This is a genomic window from Verrucomicrobium sp. (genome assembly GCA_028283855.1).
Classification (GTDB): domain Bacteria; phylum Verrucomicrobiota; class Verrucomicrobiia; order Methylacidiphilales; family GAS474; genus GAS474.
The window spans coordinates 875,765-900,124 of the sequence record JAPWJX010000003.1; the positions used below are offsets into that span (position 1 = coordinate 875,765).

Annotated in this window: 24 protein-coding genes, 2 tRNA genes and 1 other RNA gene; 14 read left to right on the plus strand and 13 right to left on the minus strand. The window is 68.0% G+C overall.

From position 1 onward, the window contains the following. Positions 1 to 44: 44 nt before the first annotated feature. From ffs to PW734_05420, 5 genes are all read left to right on the plus strand, one after another. Positions 45 to 139, plus strand: an RNA gene (gene ffs / locus PW734_05400) — signal recognition particle sRNA small type. An 11-nt stretch (positions 140 to 150) separates the two neighbouring features. Further along, positions 151 to 1,761 (plus strand): DNA polymerase III subunit gamma/tau, encoded by a 1,611-nt coding sequence (dnaX, locus tag PW734_05405; protein MDE1170637.1) that lies wholly within the window; start codon positions 151 to 153, stop codon positions 1,759 to 1,761. Between the two features lie 10 nt (positions 1,762 to 1,771). Then, complete coding sequence (locus PW734_05410) at positions 1,772 to 2,077, plus strand: YbaB/EbfC family nucleoid-associated protein (GenBank protein ID MDE1170638.1); 306 nt, start codon at positions 1,772 to 1,774, stop codon at positions 2,075 to 2,077. 2 nt (positions 2,078 to 2,079) lie between these two features. Then, positions 2,080 to 2,706, plus strand: a complete 627-nt coding sequence (gene recR, locus PW734_05415) for a recombination mediator RecR (GenBank protein MDE1170639.1) — start codon at positions 2,080 to 2,082, stop codon at positions 2,704 to 2,706. A gap of 13 nt (positions 2,707 to 2,719) precedes the next feature. Then, positions 2,720 to 2,935: a PspC domain-containing protein gene (locus PW734_05420; GenBank protein MDE1170640.1), complete on the plus strand. Its 216-nt coding sequence runs from the start codon at positions 2,720 to 2,722 to the stop codon at positions 2,933 to 2,935. Between the two features lie 35 nt (positions 2,936 to 2,970). Here PW734_05420 and leuA read toward each other — a convergent pair whose 3' ends face one another. Next, positions 2,971 to 4,647, minus strand: coding sequence for a 2-isopropylmalate synthase (leuA, locus tag PW734_05425; protein MDE1170641.1), 1,677 nt, complete (start codon positions 4,645 to 4,647; stop codon positions 2,971 to 2,973). A gap of 195 nt (positions 4,648 to 4,842) precedes the next feature. Continuing rightward, entirely contained in the window at positions 4,843 to 5,442 is a 600-nt protein-coding gene (locus PW734_05430) for an HD domain-containing protein (GenBank protein MDE1170642.1), read from the minus strand. A gap of 66 nt (positions 5,443 to 5,508) precedes the next feature. Here PW734_05430 and PW734_05435 point away from each other — a divergent pair, with 66 nt between their 5' ends. The 3 genes from PW734_05435 to PW734_05445 are packed head-to-tail and all read left to right on the plus strand — an operon-like array spanning position 5,509 to position 8,369. Beyond that, positions 5,509 to 6,885 carry an NfeD family protein gene (locus tag PW734_05435; protein MDE1170643.1) on the plus strand — a complete coding sequence of 459 codons (1,377 nt, stop codon included), beginning with the start codon at positions 5,509 to 5,511 and terminating at the stop codon, positions 6,883 to 6,885. A 29-nt stretch (positions 6,886 to 6,914) separates the two neighbouring features. Further along, on the plus strand, positions 6,915 to 7,934 hold the full coding sequence (floA, locus tag PW734_05440; protein ID MDE1170644.1) for a flotillin-like protein FloA: 1,020 nt from the start codon (positions 6,915 to 6,917) through the stop codon (positions 7,932 to 7,934). 3 nt (positions 7,935 to 7,937) lie between these two features. Next, the gene (locus tag PW734_05445; protein ID MDE1170645.1) at positions 7,938 to 8,369 is read left to right on the plus strand and encodes a hypothetical protein; all 432 of its coding nucleotides are present in this window, start codon (positions 7,938 to 7,940) and stop codon (positions 8,367 to 8,369) included. On the opposite strand, the gene PW734_05450 is transcribed toward PW734_05445, so the two are convergent. Beyond that, positions 8,308 to 9,243 carry an exosortase/archaeosortase family protein gene (locus PW734_05450; protein MDE1170646.1) on the minus strand — a complete coding sequence of 312 codons (936 nt, stop codon included), beginning with the start codon at positions 9,241 to 9,243 and terminating at the stop codon, positions 8,308 to 8,310. The genes PW734_05445 and PW734_05450 overlap by 62 nt on opposite strands. A 47-nt stretch (positions 9,244 to 9,290) precedes the next feature. On the opposite strand from PW734_05450, the gene PW734_05455 reads away from it, so the two are divergent. Then, the gene (locus tag PW734_05455) at positions 9,291 to 10,058 is read left to right on the plus strand and encodes a WecB/TagA/CpsF family glycosyltransferase (GenBank protein MDE1170647.1); all 768 of its coding nucleotides are present in this window, start codon (positions 9,291 to 9,293) and stop codon (positions 10,056 to 10,058) included. After that, entirely contained in the window at positions 10,055 to 10,738 is a 684-nt protein-coding gene (locus PW734_05460) for an EpsI family protein (GenBank protein ID MDE1170648.1), read from the plus strand. The genes PW734_05455 and PW734_05460 overlap by 4 nt, the downstream gene beginning before the upstream one ends. On the opposite strand, the gene PW734_05465 is transcribed toward PW734_05460, so the two are convergent. Together PW734_05465 and PW734_05470 are read right to left on the minus strand one after the other, a co-directional pair. Further along, entirely contained in the window at positions 10,724 to 12,940 is a 2,217-nt protein-coding gene (locus PW734_05465) for a glycosyltransferase family 9 protein (GenBank protein MDE1170649.1), read from the minus strand. The two genes, PW734_05460 and PW734_05465, sit on opposite strands and share 15 nt — an antisense overlap. A gap of 8 nt (positions 12,941 to 12,948) precedes the next feature. After that, positions 12,949 to 14,436 (minus strand): hypothetical protein, encoded by a 1,488-nt coding sequence (locus PW734_05470; GenBank protein ID MDE1170650.1) that lies wholly within the window; start codon positions 14,434 to 14,436, stop codon positions 12,949 to 12,951. Between PW734_05470 and PW734_05475 the strand changes: the two genes are divergently transcribed. Next, positions 14,428 to 15,555, plus strand: coding sequence for a glycosyltransferase family 9 protein (locus PW734_05475; protein MDE1170651.1), 1,128 nt, complete (start codon positions 14,428 to 14,430; stop codon positions 15,553 to 15,555). The genes PW734_05470 and PW734_05475 overlap by 9 nt on opposite strands. Before the next feature lie 10 nt (positions 15,556 to 15,565). On the opposite strand, the gene PW734_05480 is transcribed toward PW734_05475, so the two are convergent. Then, on the minus strand, positions 15,566 to 16,909 hold the full coding sequence (locus PW734_05480) for a hypothetical protein (protein MDE1170652.1): 1,344 nt from the start codon (positions 16,907 to 16,909) through the stop codon (positions 15,566 to 15,568). After that, positions 16,903 to 17,904, minus strand: a complete 1,002-nt coding sequence (locus PW734_05485) for a glycosyltransferase family 9 protein (protein ID MDE1170653.1) — start codon at positions 17,902 to 17,904, stop codon at positions 16,903 to 16,905. Before PW734_05485 ends, PW734_05480 begins: the two co-directional genes overlap by 7 nt. 117 nt (positions 17,905 to 18,021) lie before the next feature. Between PW734_05485 and PW734_05490 the strand changes: the two genes are divergently transcribed. Next, a tRNA-Lys gene (locus PW734_05490) sits at positions 18,022 to 18,093 on the plus strand. Positions 18,094 to 18,112: 19 nt separating this feature from the next. Here the strand turns inward: PW734_05490 and PW734_05495 are convergent. Further along, positions 18,113 to 18,973: an N-acetylmuramoyl-L-alanine amidase gene (locus PW734_05495; GenBank protein MDE1170654.1), complete on the minus strand. Its 861-nt coding sequence runs from the start codon at positions 18,971 to 18,973 to the stop codon at positions 18,113 to 18,115. A 68-nt stretch (positions 18,974 to 19,041) separates the two neighbouring features. Between PW734_05495 and folE2 the strand changes: the two genes are divergently transcribed. Next, positions 19,042 to 19,881 carry a GTP cyclohydrolase FolE2 gene (folE2, locus tag PW734_05500; GenBank protein ID MDE1170655.1) on the plus strand — a complete coding sequence of 280 codons (840 nt, stop codon included), beginning with the start codon at positions 19,042 to 19,044 and terminating at the stop codon, positions 19,879 to 19,881. Here folE2 and PW734_05505 read toward each other — a convergent pair. Genes PW734_05505 through nadD form a run of 3 tightly spaced genes read right to left on the minus strand, consistent with a single transcriptional unit; the run spans position 19,850 to position 21,564 of the window. Next, the gene (locus PW734_05505) at positions 19,850 to 20,608 is read right to left on the minus strand and encodes a class I SAM-dependent methyltransferase (protein MDE1170656.1); all 759 of its coding nucleotides are present in this window, start codon (positions 20,606 to 20,608) and stop codon (positions 19,850 to 19,852) included. The two genes, folE2 and PW734_05505, sit on opposite strands and share 32 nt — an antisense overlap. 12 nt (positions 20,609 to 20,620) lie before the next feature. Then, entirely contained in the window at positions 20,621 to 20,971 is a 351-nt protein-coding gene (gene rsfS, locus PW734_05510) for a ribosome silencing factor (GenBank protein ID MDE1170657.1), read from the minus strand. Positions 20,972 to 20,979: 8 nt separating this feature from the next. Continuing rightward, the gene (nadD, locus tag PW734_05515; protein MDE1170658.1) at positions 20,980 to 21,564 is read right to left on the minus strand and encodes a nicotinate-nucleotide adenylyltransferase; all 585 of its coding nucleotides are present in this window, start codon (positions 21,562 to 21,564) and stop codon (positions 20,980 to 20,982) included. An 85-nt stretch (positions 21,565 to 21,649) separates the two neighbouring features. Between nadD and PW734_05520 the strand changes: the two genes are divergently transcribed. Continuing rightward, positions 21,650 to 21,723 (plus strand) — tRNA-Pro (locus tag PW734_05520). Between the two features lie 10 nt (positions 21,724 to 21,733). On the opposite strand, the gene PW734_05525 is transcribed toward PW734_05520, so the two are convergent. Together PW734_05525 and PW734_05530 are read right to left on the minus strand one after the other, a co-directional pair. Continuing rightward, the gene (locus tag PW734_05525) at positions 21,734 to 22,975 is read right to left on the minus strand and encodes a copper oxidase (protein MDE1170659.1); all 1,242 of its coding nucleotides are present in this window, start codon (positions 22,973 to 22,975) and stop codon (positions 21,734 to 21,736) included. Continuing rightward, on the minus strand, positions 22,972 to 24,351 hold the full coding sequence (locus PW734_05530) for a TolC family protein (protein MDE1170660.1): 1,380 nt from the start codon (positions 24,349 to 24,351) through the stop codon (positions 22,972 to 22,974). The genes PW734_05525 and PW734_05530 overlap by 4 nt, the downstream gene beginning before the upstream one ends. Positions 24,352 to 24,360: the final 9 nt, after the last annotated feature.

The window sequence follows — 24,360 nt, forward strand, 5'->3', positions numbered from 1 at the left end:
CGGCGGGGCATTGCCAAACGCCCCCCGGATCGTAGGATGTCTTTTGCCAGGAGCGGCAAAGCGCTTGGCACGCTAACCCCGCCAGGTCCGAAAGGAAGCAACGGTACCGTGACCGACGTTGTTGCCGCTTCTGGTCTCTTTTTCCCCGCCATGCCTTCCTACCAAGTCTTTGCCCGCAAGTACCGCCCGCAGACCTTCGCGGAGGTGATCGGGCAGGAGCACATCACCCGCAGCCTGGCCAACGCCATCGCCCAGGGCCGCCTGGCCCAGGCCTATCTCCTGGTCGGCCCCCGGGGCACCGGAAAGACCTCCACCGCCCGCATCATCGCCAAGGCGCTCAACGTTCCCGGCGGCCCCAAGGTCGATTTCGACCCGAACGACGAAGTCTGCCGGGAGATCGCCGAGGGGCGCTCCCTGGACGTGCTGGAAATCGACGGCGCCTCCAACAACGGCGTCGAGCAGGTGCGCGATCTGCGGGACAACGTCCGCTTCGCCCCCGTGCGCGGGAACTTCAAGGTCTATATCATCGACGAAGTCCACATGCTCAGCCAGGCGGCCTTCAACGCCCTGCTGAAGACGCTGGAAGAGCCCCCGGCCCACGTGAAGTTCATCTTCGCCACCACGGAGGCGCACAAGGTCCCCGCCACCGTCCTCTCCCGCTGCCAGCGCTTCGACTTCCGCCGCATCCCGGACGCCGCCATCGCCGCCCACCTGGCCCATATCTGCCAAAAGGAAGGGGCCCAGGCGGAGGACGCCGCCCTCCAGGTTATTGCCCGCTATGCCGAAGGCGGCCTGCGCGACGCGGAGGTGGCCCTCGACCAGGTTATCGGCTTCTTCGGCCAGAACGTCACGGAGGCCGCCGTCCTGGAGATGTTCGGCCTCATCGGCCGGGGCCCGGTCATCGAGCTGGCCCGCGCCATCGCCGCCGGGGACGCGGGCCGCGTCCTGGAACAGGGCCGCGGCTTGGCCGCCGCCGGGAAGGACCTGGGCAAGCTGGCCGCCGACCTCCTCGGCTTCTTCCGCGATTTCGCCCTCTGGCAGGCCGCCCCGGCGACTGTCGAGGCCGACTTGACCCCCGCCGAGAAGGCCGCCTTCGCCGAGCTTTCCCAGGCCCTCACGCCGCGCGGCGTCCTGGCCCTCCTGGAGGAGCTGGCCTTCCTGGAAGGCCGCCTCCGCTACGCGGTGAGCAAGGAAGTCATCTTTGAGGTGGCGCTTCTCCAGCTCTCCCAGCTGCGGGAAAAGGTTTCCCTGGAAACCCTTCTGCACCAGCTGGCGGGGGAGGGGGCGCCGGCCGTTTCGGTTCCGGCTCCAGCTTCCACGGCGTCGGCCGCCCCGGCGGCTCCCGCTCCCGCCGCCAACGCGCCCCAAGCTTGGGCGAAGGCCGCCGCCCGTTTCGCCCAGGAGCGCCCGCTGGAAGCTTCCGCCATCCAGACGGCCCGCTTCGTCACTCTGCGGGGGGACGAGGTCGAAATCGCCCTGCCTTCCAACCTGAAGCATAAGATCGCCGCCTTTTGCGCTCCCCGGAACCTGCCGCTCCTGGAGGACACGTTGCGGCAGGAGATGGGCCGCCCGGTGAAACTCGTCTTTTTGGCCGGGGATCCGCCGACGGAGGCCGTTGCCGCTCCCGCCGCCGCGGCAGGCCCGGCCAAGGCCGCCGAACCCGCCGAACCGGCGAAGCTGACGGATAAGGAATTCCTCCACGACCCCCAGATCAAGAAGGCGCTGGAGCTCTTCCAGGCCCGCGTCGTCTCCGCCAAGTAATTTCAAATCTATGAATATCGCCAAACTGATGAAGCAGGCCCAGCAGATGCAGGCCCAGGCCCAGAAGATCCAGGCTGACCTGGCCGCCAAGGAATATCAGGGTACCAGCGGCGGCGGCGCGGTGAGCGCCACGGCCAGCGGCGACGGCCAGTTGCTCAAGCTCAAGATCGACCCGGCCATCCTGAAAGACGGCGACGCCGAGATCGTCGAGGACCTGGTCCTCTCCGCCGTCCGCGACGCGCTGGAGCAGGGCCGCAAGGACGCCGCGTCCGAGATGGGCAAATTGACCGGCGGCCTGGGCTTGCCCGGGTTCTAATTTTGGCCGATTACCCGCCCACCTTCCAGGAGCTGGTCGGCGCGCTCCGGCAGCTTCCCTCCGTGGGGGCGCGCAGCGCGGAGCGGCTGGCCCTCTTCCTCCTGGGGGAAAAGCCCGCCGTCAGCCAGCGCCTGGCCCACGCCATCCAGGAGGCGGCGGAAAAGATCGTCCCCTGCGCCCGTTGCGGCTTTTATGCGGAGCGGGAAGAAGAGGGCGGCGAGGTCCTCTGCCCCATCTGCCTCGACCCCGCGCGGGACGCCTCCCTCTGGTGCCTCGTCGAGCGGGCGGACGACGTGGTGAAGTTCGAGAAGGCCGCCGGGCCCGGCGCGTTCCGGGGCCTCTATCACGTCCTGGGCGGGAAGCTCTCCCCGCTGGAGGGCATCGGGCCGGAGGAACTCCGCATCGCCCCCCTTCTTTCCCGCATCGAGGCCGCTCCGCCGAAGGAGATCATCCTGGCGCTGGGCACCGACGTGGAGGGGGAGACCACCGCCCTTTACCTGGCCCCGCTCCTCAAGGAACGCGGGGTCGGCGTGACGCGGCTGGCCATGGGGCTGCCCGCCGGGGGCGGCCTGGAATTCGCCGACAGCGTCACCCTGGGCTATGCCCTGGCGGGACGGCACGCGGTGTGATAAGGTAGGACCTATGGAAGAAACTCCTTCCGCTCCGTCCAAGCGTCTGTACAAGAGCCGCGACCGCAAGCTTTGCGGCGTCTGCGGCGGCCTGGCCGAATACTTCGACATGGACCCGACGGTCGTGCGCATCCTGTGGGTCGTCGTGACCCTCTTCACCGTCTTTTCCGGCGCCGTCGCCTACGGCATCCTGGCGCTGGTGATGCCGGACCAGGACGAATTGAAGTAGCGGCGGGAGGGAGTGGCCCTCCCGCGGCACTTTTTCTACGGCAGCGCCCGGTTCAGCGCGCTGACGATGGCCTTGATGGAGGCCTGCTCGATGCTGGTGGAGCGGCCCGCGCCGAAGAACTTCCGCGTCCCCACCTTCAGCTCGATGTAGGCGATCGCTTCCGCCTTGGCCCCCTGGCCGACGGCGTGCTCCGAGTAGTGGGTCAGCTCCACGGCGGGCAGCCCGGCCTGGGGCAGGGCGGCGATGAAGGCGGCGATGGGGCCGTTGCCCCGGGCGGCGACGCTCTTCTTCTGCCCGTCGATCTCGACGACGGCCTCGCACCGGGTCTCGCCGGTGGCGCGGTCGGTCTCGGCGAAGAACTCGGCCAGCCGGTGGCGGCCCTGCGGCTGCGCCAGGTAGACCTGGTGGAAGAGGTCGTGGATCTCCTGCGGGGTGATCTCCCGCTGGAGGCGGTCGGCGGTGTCGTTGGCGATGGGGCCGAATTCCCGGTGCATGAGCTTCGGCAGGGCCAGGCCGAACTCGGCCTCCAGCACGTAGGCCACGCCGCCCTTTCCGGACTGGCTGTTGATGCGGATGATCTCGGCGTATTCGCGGCCGATGTCCTTCGGGTCGAGGGTGAGGTAGGGGACGTCCCAGAAGCCCTGGAATTTCTGTTCCCGCTGGAGCTTCATCCCCTTGTTGATGGCGTCCTGGTGGGAGCCGGAGAAGGCGGTGAAGACCAGGTCGCCGCTGTAGGGATGGCGCGGCGGCACCTCCATGCGGGTGCAGCGCTCGTAGACCTCGCGGACTTCCGGCAGGTTGCCCAGGTCGAGGCGGGGATCGATCCCCTGCATGTAGAGGTTCAGCGCCACGGTGACGATGTCGAGGTTGCCGGTCCGCTCCCCGTTGCCGAAGAGGGTGCCCTCCACCCGCTGCGCCCCGGCCAGGAGGCCCAGCTCCGTGGCGGCGACGCCGGTGCCCCGGTCGTTGTGGGTGTGCAGGCTGATGATCGCGGCGGCGCGGTTGGCCGGCTTCATGTGGCGGATGAACCACTCGATCTGGTCGGCGTGGACGTTGGGCATCGCCACCTCCACCGTGTCGGGGAGGTTGAGGATCATCTTCTTCTCCGGTGTCGGCTGCCAGACGTCCATGACGGCCTCGCAGACCTCCAGGGCGAAGTCGACTTCCGTGGCGGAGAAGCTCTCCGGGGAATACTGGAAGGTGACGTCGGTCCCCGCCAGCTCGCCCAGCCGCTCCTTGACGAAGCGGGTCCCCTGCACGGCGATCTTCACGATGTCCGCCTTCTCCAGGCCGAAGACGATTTTCCGCTGCGCGGGGGAGGTCGAGTTGTAGAGGTGGATGATCGCCTTCTTGGCTCCCTTGAGGGACTGGACGGTGCGGTCGATCAGGTCTTCCCGCGCCTGGGTGAGGACCTGGATGGAGACGTCGTCCGGGATGCGGTTCTCCTCGATCAGGCGGCGCATGAACTCGTATTCCGTCTGGGAGGCGGAGGGGAAGCCGACCTCGATCTCCTTGAAGCCGATCTTCACCAGGGTCTCGAAGAGCTCCAGCTTCCGCGGCACGTCCATGGGGATGGCCAGGGCCTGGTTGCCGTCGCGCAGGTCGACGCTGCACCATTGCGGGGCCTTGGTGAGGGTGCGCGCGGGCCATTGCCGGTCCGGCAGGTCGATCGGCGGGAAGGGGCGGTATTTCTTGGAAGGGTCGGAGATCATGGTGTTAAAGGGGGTGAAGGGTGGAAGAGACGGGGGAGCGATACCCGGTCGCTTCGAGGAAGGGAGATGCGGCGGCGGCCCTGAAAAGTGGATGCCCCGATTTACTCCCGAGCCTGAAGGCCGGGCCCGGTAAGTCGAAGGAGCCGCTGCATGAGGGGGGAAAGATGGGCCGCCCGAAAAAGGAAGTCAAGCTGGCTACCGCACCCGGGGCAGGCCTCCGGCGGCCTCCGGCCCGGCATCGGCCGCGCGCTGGAAGGCCCGTTTTTCCAGGGCGCGCTGCTTTTCCGCCGGGGCCATCGCGGCACGGTAGGCTTCCTCGGAAAGTTCCCCGCCCAGGAAGGCGGTGGTGAGGCGGTAGATCTCCCGCCGCGCCGGGCTGGCGGAGGAGCGGGCGGGATCGGAGTTGTCGGCCAGGTCGCCCAGCTTGGCCAGGGCGGCGGCAGGGTGCCGGGAGAGTTTCACCGCGTAGTCGGCGTAGGATTCGCCGGGCGCGTGGGTCAGGAGAGTGACGACTTCCAGGACCTCCTCCGGCAGGCCGCGGCGGCGCAGGTAGGTCAGGTTGAAGCCCCGGTCGAGGCCGTGGTCCTCGGCGACGTCGTGGATCGCCGCGGCGCAGAGGGCCAGGTCGAGCGTCCGGTTGTCGACGCCCCGCTCCGCCGCCAGGCGGCGGATGTGGCTGCAGGCCCGCTCGTAGTGCTCCACGTAGGGTTTCCCCTGGTCGTCAAAGTCGCCCTTATGTGCCTGGGCGGCAATGCGATGGAGAGTCGGGGCCAGCTTGCCGTAAAGCGGGGTCACGGGAACGACGGTAGGTCGGCGGGTCGCCCTTGTCTATCGGGGAAAGGAATCCTATATTTAGGGAACATGGGCCTGCGCGCGCTTTTCCTGGCGTTCTTTTCCCTCCTGGCGGTGGCGCAGGCCGCGCCGCCGGTCGTCTACGTCATCCCGGTGCGGGAGGAGATCGGGCCGACGACCGCCGCCCTGGTCCGCCGGGGAGTCCGGGAGGCCTCCGCCCGCCACGCCGCCGCCCTGGTCCTGGCGCTCGACACCTACGGCGGCCGCGCCGATGCGATGGAGGAGGTCATCCGCGCCGTGGAAAGCTTCCCTCAGCAGGAAAAGACCTACGCCTACGTCGACCCGAAGGCGGGCTCCGCCGGCGCCCTCATCGCCTCCTCCGCGCGGCACATCGTCATGGCGCCCGGCGCCGTCATCGGCGCGGCGACGCCGATCCTGGCCACCGACTCGGGCGAGGTGAAGGCGCTGCCGGAGAGCTACGAGAAGAAGATGCTCTCCTTCATGGACGGCATGGGCCGGGCGACCGCCGCGCGCCACGGCCACAACCCCGACGTCTTCACCGCGATGATCGACCGGGGCGAGGGGCTGCGCGTGGGCGGGACGGAGATCCTGCCGAAGGGGAAGATCCTGACCCTCACCAACACGGAGGCGGAAAAGCGCTACGGCCAGCCGCCCCGGCCTCTCCTTTCCGAGGGGACGGTGCCGAGCCTGGCCGCCGTCGCCGCCCTGGCGGGCGGGACGGAAGCGGAAATCGTGGAGCTGAAGCCGACCGGCTTCGAGCGGATCGCCCGCTTCCTCGTTTCCATCGCGCCGATCCTCCTCTCCGCGGGGATGATCCTGGCCTACCTGGAGTTCAAGGCCCCGGGGACGATGGTCTGCGGCATCCTTTCCGCGCTCTGCTTTCTCCTCTTTTTCTTCGGCCAATACGTCGCGGGCCTCAGCGGCTATGAGCCGGCGGCGTTCTTCCTCCTGGGAGCGGCGCTCGTCGGCGTGGAGCTGTTCCTCCTGCCGGGGCTGGTGGTGCCCGTCGCCACGGGGCTCCTCCTCATCCTGGCCGCCATCCTGACGGCGATGGCCGATCTGCCCCCCGCTTCCCATTCCCTCCCCACCCTGGCGCAGCTCCGCCTCCCGCTCTGGAAGCTGACCGCCGCCCTGGCGCTCTCCGTCGGCGCCATCGCGCTCCTGGCCCGTTACCTGCCGCGCGCGGGCTTCACCCGCTCGCTGGAACGGGCCACGATCGTCGGCGCGCCGGTGCTGGACCGCCCGGCCGCCCACGTCGCCGTGGGCGAGGAAGGGGAGGCCGTGACCTTGCTCCGCCCGGCGGGCACCGCGCAGTTCGGCGGCCGCCGGATCGACGTCGTCTCCGACGGCGCCTTCGTCCCCGCCGGGGCGCGCGTCCGCGTCGCCCAGGTGGAAGGGATCCGCGTCATCGTCCGGCCCGTTTAACTTTTTAACCCCCCTAGAAAACACCCCTCATGGATACCCTCACGTTCCTCCTTCTCATCGCGGCCATCGTCGCGGCGCTCGTCGTCGCCTTCGTCCTGGTCAATTTCCTGGGCATCTGGATCCGCGCCTGGATCTCCGGCGCCAGCGTCTCCTTCGGCAACCTGATCGGCATGCGGTTGCGGCGCATTTCGCCCTCCCTGGTGGTGAACCAGCGGATCACCGCCGTCCGCTCCGGCCTCGACATCAGCACCGCGCAGCTGGAGACCCACTACCTGGCCGGGGGAAACATCGAGGCGGTCGTCCGCGCCCTCATCGCCGCGACGAAGGCGGGCATCCCCCTCGACTTCAACCTGGCCTGCGCCATCGACCTGGCCACCGCCGGATCGGGCAAGAACGTCTTCGAGGCGGTCCGCACCAGCGTGAACCCGAAGGTGATCGACTGCCCCAACCCCGCCTCCGGCCTCGCCGCCATCGCGGGCGTGGCCAAGGACGGCATCGCCGTCAACGCCAAGGCGCGCGTCACCGTCCGCACGAACCTGGACCGCTTCGTCGGCGGCGCCACGGAGGAGACGATCATCGCCCGCGTGGGCGAGGGGATCGTGGCCACCATCGGCGCCTCCGAGTCCTACAAGGAGGTCCTGGAATATCCCGACCGCATCTCCAAGACGGTGCTGGCCAAGGGCCTTGATTCCGGCACCGCCTTCGAGATCCTCTCCATCGACATCGCCGACCTGAGCGTGGGCGACAACATCGGCGCGAAGCTCCAGGCGGAGCAGGCCGACGCCGACAAGCGCGTGGCCCAGGCCCGCGCCGAGGTGCGCCGCGCCGCCGCCGTGGCGCTGGAGCAGGAGAACCGGGCCAAGGTCCAGGAGATGCGCTCCAAGGTCGTGGAGGCGGAGGCCCAGGTCCCGCTGGCCATGGCGGAGGCCTTCCGCGCCGGCAACCTCGGCCTCATGGACTATTACCGGATGAAGAACCTCCAGGCCGACACGCAGATGCGCGCCAGCATCGCCGGGGAGGAAAAGCCCCAGGAGCCCGGAGCGGCGTAGGCCATGGGCGGCGCGCCATTGCGGGCTGATGTGGGGGGGCTGGGCGGCCTCCTCTTTCTGGTGGTGGCCATCGTGGTCCAGCTCCTGAACGGGCTGCGCCGGGGGAAGATCGCCACGCCGCCCCCGCCCCGTCCCGCCCCCGCGCGGCCGGTTCCTCCCGCCCCGTCCCGGGCGAGGGAGATTTGGGAGGAGGTCCGTTCCAGCGTCGCGGTGGTCCCGCCGCCCGTTTTCGTTCCTGCGCCCGCGCCGCCGCTTCCGGAGGGATGGGAGGAGGCCGCCCGCCGGATGGAAGCGGCGGAAGCCGTCACGGTCGATGCGCCCGCTCCGGCCCGCCTCCGCCTGCGGGTGGAGGGGCGGGAAGCCTGGCAGCGGGCTATCGTGCTGAGCGAGGTGCTTCAGCCGCCCCTGGCGCTCCGGCCCGATTGGAACCCTTAAGGGCCAGCGCCTTGGCGCAGGCCGCCATGCCCGCCAGGGCGACGGCGAAGACGACGTAGCCCGCCAGCATGTGGAACCAGGTGGGCTGGTCGAGCGTCCCCACCGCGAAGGGCGCGCCCCACAGCAGGATGCCGAAGGCCAGGACCACGATGCGGGCCATGTTCCCCGCCACCGCCAGCGGGATGGCGGCCAGGAAGAGCGCCCACTTTTTCCACGTCCGGTCCAGGGCGTAATGCCCGTAGAGCGCCGCCAGCATGAGGAGGGCGAAGAGGGAGCGGATGCCGCTGCACGGGTCGGCCACGTCGACGGCGAAGCGTTCCCCCGCCGGATGCCCCGGCGCGGGCGCGGAAAGGATCGCCGTGCCCAGGCAGAGGTTGTCGACGCCCACGGCGGCCAGCACCAGGTGGGAGGCCTGGGCCATCGCCAGCCGCAGCGGGAAGGCCAGCAGGTTGTCCAAAAAGGGCATCGGCCACATGAAGAAGAGGAACGCCCAGGGGAAGGCCAGCGCGCGCATCCAGGCGACGCCCCCCAGCCAGAGGATCGCCCCGGCCAGCACCAGGTTCAGGGAAAAGAAGCCGACGTATTGGATGTCGGCCAGGTAGCCCAGAAGATAGGCCAGGAAACCCAGAAGGAGGACCGCCAGCCCCCAGCCGGAGCCGCGCCGGGGCAGCGCGGCCAGGACGGCCCGCTTCTGCCAGACCAGGAAGGCCGCCAGCGGGGCGACGAGCAGGCCGTGCTCGAAGTCGGGGAAGTGGGTCCACATGTACCATGCGGCTTGTGCCAGGGGGACCAGGTGATTAAGGTGGCTGGTCGTGTACGGAAAGACGGCGAACAGCGCGGTCAGGACCAGGCCCAAGGCCGTCCATGCCGCCACCCGGAGTCCCGCCAGTGAGCGATCCCGCGCCGCCATCCCTTGATCCTATGGCCTCCGCCGCCCGGGGCCAAGATATCCCTTTCCCCGCCTTTGCCTGCGGGCCGGTCGCCTTCCGGGACGTGACGGCGGCGGAGATCGTCGCCGAGGTTGCGCGGCCCGCCGGGCCCGCCCCGCGCCTTTTCACCGCGCTCAACGCGCACGCCCTCTCCCTGGCGCTCCAGCAGCCCCGCTTCCGGGACCTGCTTAACCGGAGCCACCTTTGTTTTTGCGACGGTTTCGGCATCCTCCTCTTCTGCCGCCTCTGGGGCTTCGGCGCGCCCCGCCACCGGAACACCCCCACCGATTTCCTGCCCGCCCTCCTGGAGCGGCTGGCGGCGGAAAAGAAAACGGTCTTCCTCCTGGGCGACACGGAGGCGGTCGCCGCGGCCTACGCCCGCCAATTGGAAGCGCGCCATCCCGGCCTGGTCTGCGGCTGGCATTCCGGCTTCTTCCCGCGCGGCGGGGAGGAGGAAGCGGCCCTCCTTGCGCGGATCGCGGCGGCCCGGCCCCACGCCCTTCTCCTCGGCATGGGGATGCCCCGGCAGGAATATTGGGCGGAAGACCATCAGGCCGCCCTGTCCTGCGCCTCCGTCGTCATGATCGGGGCCAGCATGGCCTTCCACACCGGCTCCCGCCGCCGAGGTCCCCGGTGGGCCACCGGCCGGGGCTTGGAGGGGGTCTTCCGCCTGCTGCTGGAGCCCCGCGTCGTCTGGCATCGCTATTTGGTGGAGCTGCCCCGCCTTGCCTGGGCGCTGCGCCGGTACCGCAAAAAATGAACCAAGAGCCGATTCCCCTCTGGCGCATCGCCGCCGCCGCCCTCCTGGGCGCGGCGGCGCTGGCGCTTTGCCTTCTCGCTCCCGCCTCCCACGGGCAGACGGTCGCGGGCGTCGTCCTCGACCTGCCCTACCGCGTCGGCTCCTGGCTCGGCCTCGACCAGGCCATTTCGCCCTCCGAACTCTCCATCCTGCCCGCCGACACCGGCTTCGCGCGGAAGGAATACCTCTCCGGCGCCGGGGACTCGATCGTCTGCTCCATCGTCCTGGCCGGCGCGGAGAAGCGGAGCATCCACCGGCCGGAAATCTGCCTGCCCGGCCAGGGCTGGACCGTGCGGGCCAGCCAGGTCGTCCCCGTGCCGCTCCGTTCCGGCCGGACGCTGCGCGTCATGTGCCTGACCATGACGCACCCCGCCGCCTTGTCCGACGGGCGGAAAATCGAAATCCCGGCCTATTACCTTTACTGGTTCGTGGGCGACGGCGTGACAACCCCGAGCCACTGGCGCCGCATCTGGCTGACCAGCTGGGACCGTATCCTTCACCACGTCAACCACCGCTGGGCCTATGTCTCCGTCTACTCCACCATCCGTCCCGGCGGGAAGGACGCCGTGCAGACGCTGGAAATGCTCCGCCAATTCATCGCCGCCGCGGCGCCGGGCTTCCAGAAGTCAGAGCGGCAGTAGCGAGTCGAGCGCCGCGACGACCGCCGCCGCGGGCGTGCGGCGAATGCAGCCGACGTGGCCCAGCGGGCACGGCTCCGCGCCGCAGGGGGCGCAGGGGACCTCCGTCACCAGGTAGCGCTCTCCCGGCGCATAGGCTCCCATGAGCTGGCGGTGTTCCCGCCCGTGGCCCAGGACGACGCAGGGGACGCCCAGCGCGGCGGCGACGTGCCGCGCGCCGGTGTCGACGCCCGCCACCGCCCGGGCGGCCCCGATCAGGCGGAAGAGCCCGGGCAAATCGGTCTTGCCCGCGAGGTTGGCGATTTCCGGGTGGGCGGCGCGCAGCGCCTCGGCGGCTTCCCGCTGCCCGGCCGAGCCGACGAGGGCGGCGGAAAGGCCCCGGGCCCGGAGGTGGTCAAAGAGCGCGCGCCAGCCTTCCTCCGTCCAGACCTTGCTGTGCTGGGCGAAGGGAACCAGCACCACGTCATAGCGTCGGGGCGGCGGCACCGGCGCGACGAGCTCCGGCCAGCGGAGGGGGCCGGCGGTGGTCCCCGCGAAGGCGGCGATGAGGTTCAAATGGTATTGGGCCACCCGCCCCCGGCCCTCCGGAAAATAGGCGTGGGTCAGGAGCGCCTGGGTCCCCTTGTCCGCGCCGCCGACGCGGCGCGGGATGCCGCAGAGGAAGGCGGCCAGGAGGGCGGGCAGGTCGGGCCGGGTGATGCGGTGGAAGATGGCGGTGTCATAGCCCCCGGCGCGGAAGAGCGCTGTCCAGGCGCGGACCTGGGAGAGGAAGGGGAGGCTTTCCTCCGGCGGCTCCAGGACGGCGTCGAGCGCCGCGTGGAGGTCGAGGGAGTCGTGATAGCGCTGCTGGAGGGCCACCGTCACGTGGCAGCCGGGAAAGGCGTCGCGGAAGGCGAGGAGCGCGGGCACGCTCATGAGAAAGTCCCCGAGGTGGGCGCGGCTGACGAAGACGGCGCGCCGGGAAACGGGCGCGCTGTCCTTGCGCCTCCAGGCGCGCAGGAGGGCCTTCAGCGGGAAAAGAAGCAGCACTAGAACCGCCAGCGCGTAATGGATCGCCCACCCCAGGGGCAGCTGCCCGCGCCGGGGCAGGATCAGGCGGGGAAAAAGCAGGCGCCGCCAGCCGCGCCACGTCCGGCGCCAGGGGGTGGTTGGGGAAATGAGGTTGAGAAGGTGGCTTTCGAATTGGTGGCCGATCTCCTCCCATGTTCGCGTTTTCGCAAATGCCCGCCCGTGCTTCCCCATGTCCCGCAGGATTTCCGGATTTTTCCAGAGCGCTTCCATTCGGCGGGCCAAGTCCGCGGCGTTCCCCTTTTGAAAGGCTTGGCCAAATCCGTTTTGGACCGTGTAGGCCAGCTCGGGAATGTTGGAAACGAGGACCCCTTTGCCGCAGGCCGCCGCTTCTGTCATGGAAACGGGCTCGCCTTCAAAGCGCGAGGGGAGCACGACAAAGCGGCTTTCCGCGAGGAACCGAAACTTTGATTCCTCGTCCAGGTGCCCCACGTGCTTTACGTGGGGTAGGCCGGACAGCGCCGCCTGCAGGCGCTCCAGGCCGGGGCCCTGCCCGGCGATGCGCACGGGCAGTCCGGTGAGCGCCGCGGCCTTCAGGAGGAGGTCGAGGCCCTTTTGGTTGAAGTCGAGCCGCCCAAGGAAAGCGATGTAGTCGCCGGAAGTGGAGGGCAGGGTTAGGGCGGTGCTTTCGACCCCTTGAGGGATGAGGGCGCCGCGATTTTTATGGCGGCGCAGAAGCGCCGTGCCGACGAAGATCCGGTGGCGGAAAAAGCGCGGGTATATCTTTTCGATCAGCCAGAGCGCCGGGCTTAAAAGAGGGTGGCGCCTCAGGAATGCCGTGCCGAAGTGGTTTTGGATTTGCAGGGCCGCGGGTGGCCGGGCCAAGAAAGAAAACGTGGGCGCGTAAGGGGAAAAGTCCTCCACGATCACATCCGCATCGCTGGAGAATTCAGCCAGACGGCTCAGGACGACCAGCGCATAGCGCGCGGAGCGCAGGAGGGACGCTTTGCCGACGAAGGTCATGCGCAGGCCGAGTTCGGGCGGAAGCCCTTCGCAGCCGGGAAACCAGCCGGCTACCCAATGGACGGAGTGGCCGCGAGAGGTCAGGAATCGCGCCAGGCGCTGCATGCGCAGGGCGCCTCCTCCGCCTAGCCTGGGATTGGCTGGATGATCGGGCAGGAGCAGGAGGAGGCGCATGGGGGGGGTTAGCTCGAGGCCGTGCTTTGCTTCCTCTCCCGCGCCCGGTCCTGCAGGTAAAAAACAGCCACGGCGGCCACTGCCAATTCCGGAGAGGGAGGGTCGCCCTGGAAGTAGCAGATGAGGAACCATTGCAGCGGCAGGCAGAAGCCGAGGAAAGCGAGGGGACGTCCCAGGTCATCCCTCCACGCGATCGCGGACAAGCGCCAAAGCTGCACAAAGCACCAGCCGAAGAGGGTCAGCTCGCACAGTGCTCCAACCAGCCCCAGGACGCCCAAAGCGTTCCAGAGGCCCGACTCGTAGTTGCCGGAATCGGCGGCGGCGTAGAGCATGCGATGCAGGCGCCAGGTGGAATCGGCCTCCTTGAAGACGGTCCAGTCGTAAGGGCGGGCCCCCTCGCCGAAGAGGAAGGAGCGGGGATCGTGAGTCCAGCGCTGATAGCCGATTTGCTGGAGTCCGAGGTGCCATTCGTCGCTGCTTTGGTTTTCCCGCTGGGCCCAGCTGGCGGCTTTCTTGACGATGAGCCCGGAGGCGGAGCGGCGGGCGCGCTCCGGAAGGGAGTCGATGATGTGGGGGTTGAGGTTGATCCAAAGGAGGCCCCCCGCAATGACGCAGCCGGCCAATCCGAGGAGGATCCAGCGCCGGGCATACAAGGCGGCAAAAAGAAAGGAGAGGAGCGCGCAAGCCATGACCACGCGGCCGCCGCCGACGACGACCGCGACTGTGCCTAAAAGAAGGAGCAAATTGTGCAGCGGCAAAAGAAGGGGGCGCCGTCGCTCCATGAGCAGGGCTAAGGAGAATTGCACCAGCCCCAGGCCGGACCAGCGCAGGTCGAAGCTGTCCCCTAAGCCTGCGGAACCGGCGAAGACGAAGTTGACGCCCGGCAGATAGAGGATGGTGGGCCAGAAAAAGGCGGCCAAACCGAAAAAGACACGCAATGTGTAGGCGGCCTCCACGGCGTACAGGGTCCAGCGGAAGTGAGTCGTGTTGCCGAAGCGGTAGAAGAGCAGGACGAATAGGGGGCCCCAGGCGGCCTTGAAATAAGAGCGGGCGATGGAGCCTAGGGAGACAAGGTCGTGATGCGGGGAGCGGAGCAGGGACCAGCAGGCGTGCCCGCCCAAATAAAGGAGGAATCCCAGCAGAAGGAAGAAGGGGGCCCGGCGCCCATGAAAAAACGGGGCGCGGTTGAGGGCCAGGGCCGGAATGATGGCCGCGATTCCGGCGGCCAGGCCCGCCTCATAAGTGTTTACTTTGAACCCGAAGTAGAAGACCCCGCCAAAGCCGAGGCCGAAGAAAAGCGGCAGCCACCAAAACCGGTAGCCCAGGATCATCCAGAGCAGGCCGCCGGCGAAGAGGGAGAAGTAGAGGAATCCGGAAAGGCCGCTCTCTCCCACCGTGTCGGCAAAATAGATTGTCAGGGCCGCGCCGCAGGCATAAATAAGGCCCGTTATAAACCGGAAGGGGAGCATCCTCTTCTCCTCGGCGGAGTGAGCCACTTAATCAAGAAATCCTTTCAGCGTAAAGGCAACTATTGGCTGGCCGCCGCGTCGGAGGCGCTGGGGCCGGTTTTACGTGCCTGGGCTGAGACGCGTGCGGGAGCCCCCTCCGCGCCGGAGAGCTGGCGCAAGGGCCTGCTGCTGGGAGCCGGCCATATCGGCGACGTTCTCTACCGCACGGGTTCCCTGCCCGACTTGGCGCGGGCGTTTCCCCAATGCCGGTGGTTTTTTGCCGCGCCTTGGCCCGCTCGGGAGGTTTTGGGGGGCAACCCCTTCTTGGCCGGCGTGGTTCCCCTGCGGGATGAATTGTCCCGCCTGCCATGGCGGGAGCTGGTCGACTTAATCCGCGCGGAAGAGCCCGATGTGGTGATCGGCTATGACGGGGGGAGCTATTGGCGGCATCTGTTGGCCGCTTGCGCGGCGGGCGTTCCGAACCGTGTCGGCTTTTCTCATAAGGGATTCTCCAGTCTTTTGACCCGCCCGATCCAAATGCGCTTCCCCACTCCCTACGCGTGGAGCTTTCGCGATCTGGTTTCCCAGCTGACGGACCGAGCGCTGGGGCATGACGGGCGGCCGCAAGTGTTTCCCGCCCCGGGCGACGAGGAAGCCGCCGCGGCCCTTTTCCACCGGCTTGGATTGGAGGAAAAAACGCCGATCGTTGTTTGCTCCATGTTTTCTCGCAGGCCTTATGAGGCATATGCGGCGGAGCATTACCTGCAATCCCTGCGCCTGGCCCGGCATCGGCGGCGTTTTCACGCCGTTTTTGTCGGTGCGGCGGAGGAGCGGGAGGCGCTGTGCGAGGTGGTGAAGGGGTGCGGGGTGGAATACAGCGTGATAGCGGGGGAGCTGGGATTGCGGGCGCTCTATTGCTTTCTGCGGCGATGCTCCGCCGCTTTCACGATGGATTCCGGTGTGCGCCATCTAGCCAATGCCGCTGCCATCCCGGTGATTTTCGCCCGCAGCCGCAACGTGCAGGAGGTCGAGGCTGGCCCCTATTGCCGCACGGAAGAGGATGTTGCGCCGCCTGGGGGAAGCATTCCCCGCAGGGCGTTGACGCCCGCCGTGCTTAGCTTTGACCATGCGCGGGCGGCGGAGCGGCTTGTCTCCGTCCTGGGGTAGCGGCGAAAAATCAGGGTTTAAGCAGGGCCGCGTTGGAAAAGAGGCAGGGAAAATAGCGGTGCGGGGCAAGGCCCATGATTCGCATGCCTTGGGCGACGATCCACCAGTTATTGAAGGCGGCTTGGACGGCCAATGGCCCCAGGATAAGCCCCCAAACGCCGAAGCGGGAGGCTAGCATGAACGCGGCCCCGCAACTGATCGCGCCGGAGAGGAGCAGGGGAAGAAAGAAGGAGTTCCGATTGAGGCAGACGCCCAGGCTTTCAAACTGGGATTGGTGCAGATAGAGCAGAAGATAAAGCGCCAGCGTCCCCAGGGGGGCGAGGGATAGGAGGGGTGTTTTAGCGTGAATGAGGGTAAGCAGGGGAGGGCCGGCCGCCGCGAGTGCCGTTGTGAACAAAATCATCGTGGCCAGGAGAAGCCGCAGCCTGGAGAAAAAGAGGCGGCGCAGGGCGGGCAGATCGGAGGCGTAAAGCGGGGCGTAAAGGGGTTGCTTGACCTCCATCCAAAGCCCGGCGGCCTGGGAGCCCAGGAGGAGGATTTGCATGGTCAATCCATAGGAGGCGATGGTCGACAGGGGGAGCGAGGCGGAGCCGGCCAGAACCAAGGCGTTCAATCCCAGGTAAATGCCGGTTAGGTTGAGGAAAACCCGCCAGGAGGCGCTCCAGAGGGAAAAAAAGATGCGGCCTTCAAAGCGGCCCGGCTGGGCGGCGGCTTTCCGGACGTCGGGCTGTTGCCGGGAAAGCAAGAGCAGCACGAGAAGGGAGGTGGCGGTCATCAAGGTGTTCCCCCCAGCCAGGGCATAGAGCCCCCAACCGTGCAAAAGCCCATACCATGTTACGATGATTTGAATCCCTTGGCCCGCGGCCAGCGCCAGCTGCACGGAGCGCACCGCATTGAGGCCGAAGAAGAGCGCGCGGCGGAAATTGAGCGCGACCGTGAAGGCAAAAACCGGGCAGAAGAGGCTCCAGGCAAGCAGAACGGTGCGGGAGTGGGCGAGCGGGACGGTTTTCCATGCCAGCCACGCGCCGCCCCCTAGCGAAAGGCTCAGGAAGCAGCCGGCGGCCATCCAGCGGTAGAAGACCCGGGCGGTATGGATGAGATCGGCCGGAGTGTGGCCGAAGAAGCCCGGGGTGTCGGGGTGGGCGCTTTGAGTCAGGGCACGGCCAAAGATGGGGCCGAATCCCAAGTCGAAAAGGATGGTGAGGGGAAGGATGTTGAGGAAGAGATACCAAATACCCAGGGTGGAGGGGGTCAATCGCACCAAAAGCGGAAGGACGATCAGCGCGTTGAGAGCCCGCAATCCCAGGGAGAGGGTTCCCCACGCCACCGCGGAGCGCAGAAGCTTTCTTAACATGCGGCTCCCGGCGTGCGGCTTGCGGCGCGCAGGGCCGCCTCAAAGAAATCTCGCAGATCGATTTTCCCCGCAAAGCGGCAATGGCTTCCGGCGGGCACGGCTTGGCAGGCTCCGGATGGCGCTTCCATGGAGAAGCCGTTCGGGCGGGGATTGCCCCAAACGCGGGGAGAAACATCGGGGCGGGAGCAAAAAGGAGTCAGGGTGGGGACGCCCAGGGAAGCCGCCATGTGCAGGGGGCCGGTGCTGGGAGAAATGAAGAGGGCGAGGGTCGGCAAAAGCCGCGCCATTTCCTCCAGGCTGAGGGCGCCGACTTGATTGGAGAGGCGGGGGTGGGTCAGGAGTTTGGGATCCCACTCCGCCAGGAGGTTCTTCTCGGAATCTGTTCCGGTCAGGACGATGTCCCAATCGGTTTCGTCCAAGAACCATCGCGCCAATGTCTGATAATCCATGGGGCCAAAGTTGCAGGCGTTGCCGCCGGAGCCGGGGTGAAGGGCGATGCGGTGCGGCGTCTCGAGCGGGGGGCTTTGGGGATAGATTTCGCTCTCAAGGCCTTGGGGGGGGGCTCCTAGGAGGCGGGCGCAATCCAGGAGAATATCGGCATACGGGCGGGGGCGATCAAGGATGCCGGAGCGCAGGCAGTGGTGAAAGGTAAGCCGTCCCCAGACTCCGCCCCACATAGCCACGCGGCACGATACGCCGGAGAAGAGGGAGACCAAGGGCAGCTGCCAAGGCCGGGCATGGGGAAGAATCAGGACGTCGTAACGGCCGGAGCGGATCCACCGGGCCAGCCGCAGCCAATGCCGCTTCCAGTCTCCGGCAACGGCTTGCAGGCCGTGAAGCGCCGCCAAATGGGGGTTGCCGGAAAAAAGCGGAAGCCAGGCATCCGGGAGAACCAGCTCAACGGCATGGCCCGCTTTGGCCAGGGAGCGGATTAGGGGGGTGGTCAGGATGGCGTCCCCCAGGTGATCGGTCCGGAGGATGAGGATGCGGGACATGGGGGGCGCGCTTTCCGGGAAGGGATCATGTCCGGCAGGTATGCGGCTGCCAAGCAAACTCCTTGTTTTGGATTTGCTCCGGCGTCGGGAGGGGCATAGGATTCCGCGCTGCAGATCGGGCGGATAGCTCAACGGTAGAGCAGGTGCCTTTTAAGCACTTGGTTGTGGGTTCGAATCCCTCTCCGCCCACTCTTTTCCTTTTTTCTCCCTATTGCTCGTTGTCGAAGAGGCGGTGGAAGGCCGCGACGGGGAAGAGCTTTCCCGGGCACTCGGTGGGGCGGGGGTTGATTTCCCGGTGGGCTTTGAAGACGAGGGTGGGCGGCCCGCATTTTTCCCTTAGGTAGCTGGTCAGCTCGATGGCCGCCGCGATCTGTTTTTTGGTCGGCCGGTTGCGGTTGAAATCGCCGACGAAGCAGACGCCGATGGCGATCTCGTTCAGGGCGTCGCTGTGCAGGTGGCCTCCCTGGAGCTGTTTGAGCCAGCGGTTGCCGACCTCGATCTCCCCGTCGCCGGAGCCGTTCCCGTTGCCGATGACGAAGTGGTAGGCCAGGCCGTTGGGCATCCCGCGCACGTTTTTGTGGAAGTAGTCGAAGATCTTGGCGTTGCCGTTGGGGGTGCCGCTGTGGTGGAAGACGATGTAGCGCCAGCGTCCGCGCCGGACGGCGGCGGAGTCGATGAGCTGTTTGGTTTTTCCGGTGACGAAGAGGAGGTGGGGGGCCGAGGGGCTGTCCCGCATTTCCAAGGGGGGCGCAGGGGCGGCTGCCGCGACGGGGGGCGGCGCGGGGGTGGAGGAGGCCAGGGGGGGATAGACCTTGGGCGGCGGAAGGGGGGCGGCGGAGGCGTGGCGGCCGGGGATGACCAGGCGGGCGCCGACGCGGAGGCGGTTGGAGGAGAGGTGGTTGGCCTTGCGGAGGGTTTGGACGGGGACGCCGTAGCGTTTGGCGATGCTGTAGAGGGTTTCTCCCCGGTGGACGATGTGGACGGTTTGGCTCGCGGGCGAGGGGGCGTGCGCGGCCTGGAGGGGCGCGGTGTAGCACAGCAGCAGGATCAGCCAAAGGAATCGGCGCACGGGAGGCTTATTCTCTTGGCACAAACGGGGGCGTTTGGCGATGCTTCACGGCCCCACCTGTTTTCTTCATGAAAAAAGCTTCCGTTTCCTCTCTTACCGACCGCCAGGGCGAGCGTGACGACCGGAATATCCCCATCGACCAGGTGGGAATCAAGGGGCTGCGCCACCCGATCGAGGTGCGGGACCGGAAGTTTGCCGTGCAGCACACGGTGGGCACGTTTGCGATGACGGTCGACCTGCCGCGGGAGTTCAAGGGGACGCACATGAGCCGTTTTGTGGAGATTCTCCAGGCTCACGGGCGGCTGATCCATGTGGAGAGCATCGCCCCCATGCTGCGGGAGCTGCAGGCGCGGCTGCACGCGCAGGTGGCGCGGCTGAGCGTGGAGTTTCCCTATTTCGTGGAGAAGGAGGCGCCGGTGACGGGTTCCCTGGGGCAGGTCGATTACGGCGTCCGCTTTGACGCGACGGCTTCCGGGAAGAAGACCGATTTCCTCCTGACGGTGGTGGTGCCGGTCTCGACGCTCTGCCCCTGTTCCAAGGCGATCAGCGCGCGCGGGGCGCACAATCAGCGGGGCTATGTGACGCTGACGATCCGCTTCGCCAAGCGGGTCTGGATCGAGGAGCTGATCGAGTTGGTGGAGGCTTCCGCCAGCGCGCCGCTTTATTCGCTGTTGAAGCGGCCGGACGAGAAGTTCGTGACGGAGCAGGCGTATGACAACCCGGTTTTCGTCGAGGACCTAGTGCGGAACGTGGCGGTCCGCTGCAACCGGGACCCGCGCATCGCCTGGTACCGGGTGGAGGCGGAGAATATGGAGAGCATCCATAACCACGCCGCCTACGCCTGTGTGGAGAAGCGGGCGGGGAAGGCCCCCGTTTCTAAGAAGAAGGCGAGGAGCCGCCGCTCTTGACCGCGCCGTAGGCGGCGAAGGCGGAGGTTTTGTGCAGGACTTCGACGCCGGAAAACCCGGCGCGCCGTAGCAGGTCCAGCTGGTAGGTGAGGGGGCGGGGGGAGTCTTCCTGCTCGATGTAGGCGAAGACTTTTTCCCGGTAGGCGGGCCCGCCCAATCCTTCCAGATAGGCGCCGTAGCGCTCCCACATGAGGGCCTGGATGGCGGGGATTTCGTGGGAAACCATGTCGGTGATCCAGAGGGAGCCGCCCGGGGCCAGGAGCCGGTGGAGCCGGGCGAAGGCCGCCTCCCAGTCGGCGTCGTCCCGCAGGTGGTGGAGGACGGCGGCGGCCAGGATGACGTCGAAGCCTTCCTCGGGCAGGGCGGCGGCGCGCAGGTCGGCCTGGTGGGTGCGGACGCGGGCCACGGCGGGGCCGACGCGTTCTGCCGCGCGGGCCAGCATGGGGGCGCTGAGGTCCAGGAGATCGATTTCCATTTCCGCGGCCCGTTCCGGCGGCAGCAGGGAGAGGAGTTTTAGGGTGTTGTTTCCCGCGCCGCAGCCGATGTCCAGGACGCGCCGCGCGCGGGGCGTGGCGGCCAGGGCCGCGCGGGCGATCAGCTCCATGGCCAGGGGCGCGTCCGGGATGGCCTGCTGGCCGGTTTCCAGGTTGGAGAAGCGCTCGACGTCGGCGTCGAAGCGGGCGCGGATCTGCTCCACGCTCGATTTTTCGGACAAGGGGCGGGCCATGGGCCCTTTAGCCTAGGCGATCCGGGGGGCGTCTCCCCAGAGCTTTTCCAGGCTGTAAAAGCCGCGGGTATTGGCGTGGAAGACGTGGACCATGACGTCGCCGTAGTCGACGACGACCCAGTGGCTGCGGGGGAAGCCGTCGACGGCGTTGGGGCGCAGGCCGTAGTCGTTCTTCAGCATCAGTTCCAGGCCGTTGCCGATGGCTTTGAGCTGGGGCTCCGACTCGGCGGAGCAGATGAGGAAGAAGTCGGCGACGCTGGAGACCTTGCGCAGGTCCAGGAGGACGGGGTCGAGGGCTTTTTTTTCCTCGGCGAAAGTGCGGCAGAGCTTGGCCAGTTTGAGGCCGGAAGGGGTGGCAGGCATTTTGAGTCCTAACGATAGAGCCTGCGGCGGGCAATGTGGGCGGCGACGGCGGGCGGCACCAAGTGGTTGATGGGCAAATCTTTCTTCACGCGGGCGCGAATCTCTGTGGCCGATATATCGACCGCGCGGGGGCGAGGCAAGGAGATAACGCCGCGCCGCTTCCGCCGCAGCGGGTGCCCGGGCCGGGAGAAGACGAGGAAGGTGACCAGGCGGCGCAGCTCCTTGGCGCGATGCCAGGCATCCAGGAGGGGGAGCTGGTCGGCCCCGATGAGGAGGAAAAGCTCGGCGCGCGGCAGGGCGTCGCGGAAGAGTTCCACGGTGTCGATGGTGTAGGACGGCCCCTTGCGGTCGATCTCCGCGCGGGAGATCCAGAAGTGGGGGTGGTCTTCCAGCGCCTTTTCCAGGAGGGTGAGGCGCTGGGCGGCGGTGGCTTCCGTGGCGCTCTTCTTGTGGGGGGACTGGGCGCAGGGAATCCAGACGACGGCGTCCAGGGAGGCCTGTTCCAGGGCGTCCTGGGCCTGGATCAGATGGCCTTGGTGGACGGGATCGAAGCTGCCTCCATAGAGGCCCAGGCGAAATCGGCGGACGGACATGGGGCCTCTTCTACCACGATATGAAAAAAATCGGAAACGCCTTGTTCTCCGCGCGGGAATCTTCTACGGTCGCCTCTCCTAAAAACGGGCCGTAGCGCAGTCTGGTAGCGCACTTCCTTGGGGTGGAAGGGGTCGCGAGTTCAAATCTCGCCGGTCCGATTTTCCTTTTTTAGCCGACCTTTCGGGCGACGGTGCCCGGCGGGTGGGCGTACCAACCGGGGTCGGCGTAGCTTTCCAGGTTTTCCCGCACCTTGAGCAGGGTGAACATCCCTCCCATCTGGATGGGGCCGAAGGGCCCTTCCCCCGCCATCATCGGCAGGGTGTTGGCGGGGCCGGGCATGCCCATCTCGGCCATTTCGGCCATGCCGTCCTTTCCCATCGGCATGTAGCCCGGCAGGAGCCGCTGGAGGTTCCGGACCGCCCCCTGGTCGACGCCGATGAGGTTCGGCAGGTCGTGCCGCATGGCGTTCATGGTGTGGTGGGCCTTGTGGCAGTGGAAGGCCCAGTCGCCGGGATTGTCGGCGGTGAACTCGACGGTGCGCGTGGTGCCGACGGGGACGCTGACGGAGGTCTCCGGCCAGCGGGCGCCGGGCGGGATGGGTCCGGCGTCCGTGGCCGTCACCCAATAGTTGTGGCCGTGGATGTGGAGGGGGTGGCTGTCCATGCTCAGGTTGGCCAGGCGGATGCGGACGCGCTGGCCCTTGCGCACGACCATCGGCGCGGTGCCGGGATAGGCGCGGCTGTTGAGGGTGAAGAGGTTGAAGTCGGTCATCACGTTCGGGTTGGGCGTGAAGGTGCCGGGCTCCACGGCCCATTCCATGAGGAAGAAGGCGAAGTCGCGGTCAGCCGGAGGCTCGGGAGAAGCCTGCGGGTGGACGATGAAGAAGCCCATCATGCCCAGGGCCATCTGGACCATCTCGTCCGAGTGGGGGTGGTACATGAAGGTGCCGTGCTGCCGCAGGGTGAACTCGTAGGCGTAGGTCTCCCCCGGCGCGATGTGGGGCTGGGTGAGTCCGCCGACGCCGTCCATGCCGTTGGGGACCAGGAGGCCGTGCCAATGGATCGTCGTCGGCTCCGGCAGGCGGTTGGTGACCAGGATGCGGACGCGGTCGCCCTCCACCGCCTCCAGGGTGGGGCCGGGAGTCCGGCCGTTGTAGCCCCAGCAGTGGGCCTTCATGCCGGGGGCGAACTCGTGCTCGACCGGCTCGGCGGTCAGGCGGAAGACTTTCACGCCGTCTTCCCAGGTCCAGGGGAGGGAGGTGCCGTTGAGGGTCTCGACCGGCACGTGGGGCGCGGGTTCCCCGGCCAGCGCGGCGGCGCGGGCGGGGGGCGTCCTTCCCATCCAGGCCAGGGCGCCCGCCGCGCCGGAAAGGGCGGCGGCGGACAGGAGGTCGCGGCGGGTCATTTTCATGAGCGGGCTTTCGGGGTGGGGTTCAGGCCGCCGCCCACGGCGGCTTGGAGCCGGGCGCGCTCGATCCAGTAGTCCCGCTCCAGCTCCAGGGCGCGGCGCTCCGTCTCCGCTTCGGCCCGCCGGGCTTCCAGGAGGTCGTAGGGGCTCTTCAGCATGTAGTTGTACTGGGCCTGGGAGAGGCGGAGGATTTTTTCCCGCTGGGGCAGGAGGGTGCGGCGGTAGGTTTCGGCCAGCCGCCGCTTGGCCCGCATCGCCGTCCAGGCCTCCCGTACGGCGGAGGCGGCGTCGACGCGGAGGCGCTCGCGCCGGTCTTCCGCCTGGCGCAGGAGCGCCTCCAGCCGCGCCACGGAGGCCTGGCCCTGGTCGAAGAGGGGGAGCTGGAGTTCCAGGGTCGGGCCGGTGACGCGGGAGCCGTCCGGGTTGCGCTCCGAGTCGACGCCGACGTTGACGCCCGCGGGCAAGAGGGCGGTCCCTTTCTTGAGGGAGAGGGCCTTTTCCAGGAGGGCGACGCGGAGGCCTGCCGCTTCCAGGTCGAGCCGCTCGCGCAGGGCCCGCGCTTCCAGCGCCGTCACGGGAGGATCGGTGGGGGGCAAGGGCGGCAGGGTTTCGGCCATCGTCCAGCCGGTGCGCTCCGGCTCCAGGCCCATGAGGCGGTTGAGGGCTTCCCGGTCCCGCGCGGCGTCGATCTCCGCCTCGGCCGTCTCGGCGGCGGCCTGCTGGCCGGCGGCGGCGCGCAGGGCGGCGTCCAGCTCGCTGAGCGTCCCGGCCTTTTCCTGCGCGGCGGCCAGGTCGCCCGCGGCTTCCAGCGTTTCGGCGGCCAGGCGGACGCGCCGGAGCTGCTGGAGGCGGGCCTGGTAGCGGGCGCTGGCGGCCCGGACGTCGGCGGCGAGCTGGAGGGCCTCGTGGCCGACGCGGGCCTTGGTCTCCGCCAATTCCAGGGACGCCATGCGCTTCTGCAGGGGCTTCATGAGGAGGTCGAGGAAGTCCTGCGTAACGGCCAGCTCGATATCTCCCGCCAGGGGGGGACGGTCGGGGAAGCGGGCGCTGGCGAAGAAGACGGGATTTCTGAGGAGGCCCGCCTGGACGAGGTCGGCCTGGGAGACGCCGATCTCCTCGAAAGCGGCGCGCAGCCCCGGATTGTGCAGGAGGGCGACTTCCACCGCCGCGTCGGCGGTCAGGGGGCCCGCCAGGAGGCGGGAGAAGGCGGCGTCGGCCCGGCGGTCGTCCGGGCCGCCCTGCTCCCAGGCGATGGGCCGGTCCAGGCGGGCGGAAACGTCGGCCTCCACCGCGCGGCGGGCGGGAGCGGGATCGACGGAGGCGCAGCCGGCCAGAAGGAAGGCCAGCGCCGCCCCCGCAAGGAGGGGCATCGCGCGCATGGCGGCGGG